This window comes from Amycolatopsis pigmentata (genome assembly GCF_042684065.1).
Lineage (GTDB): Bacteria > Actinomycetota > Actinomycetes > Mycobacteriales > Pseudonocardiaceae > Amycolatopsis_E > Amycolatopsis_E pigmentata.
Genome location: NZ_JBHUKR010000038.1, coordinates 1 through 624 on the forward strand (window position 1 = coordinate 1; position 624 = coordinate 624).

A 624-nucleotide genomic window follows, 5' to 3' on the forward strand; every position below is an offset into this window, starting at 1 on the left:
CTTCCAGCCAGTCCCGCAGATACCCGGCCTGTCCATAGACCTCGTCCGCGGTGAACCACGCGAACGGGACACCCGCGTCCAACGCGCGGGCCAGCATCGCGATCATCTGACGTGGCTTGGTCGCGAACTCGACCTCGTCCGGGATATCGGCCGCGCGGCAACGATCCCGATCAGTGGTCCACGACTCGGGCACATAGAGCTCGCGGTCGATCAACGCGTGCCCGTGTTTCGAGGCATAGGCCAGAAACGTGCCGATCTGGCAGTTCTCGGTGCGCCCGGCGGTTCCCGAGTACTGGCGTTGCACCCCGGCCGAGCGCCGGCCCTTCTTGATGAACCCCGTCTCGTCACCGATCAACACGCCCTGCCGGTCGCCCAGGTGCTCAATGACGTAGTCGCGGACATCATCACGGACCCCGTCAACGTCCCAGTCCGCCCGGCGCAGCAATCGCTGCATCCCGTCCGGGGACACCTCGCCCGCTCGTTCGGCAAGCGTCCAACCGTTCTTGCGTTCCAGGCCCGCAACCAGCCCGGACACGTACTCCCGCACCCGAGCGCGGGGTTCGGAGCGGACAAACCGGTCCACGATCCGTTCATGCAATCGGTCCAACTCGGCCATCACCAGGT

Annotated in this window: 1 protein-coding gene; it reads right to left on the minus strand. The window is 66.2% G+C overall.

Going from position 1 to position 624, the window contains the following annotated elements; all coding sequences use genetic code 11:
• Nucleotides 1-622, minus strand: a 622-nt coding sequence (locus ACFSXZ_RS41210) for an IS701 family transposase (RefSeq protein WP_378272019.1), incomplete at its 3' end; no start/stop codon positions are given.
• Nucleotides 623-624: the final 2 nt, after the last annotated feature.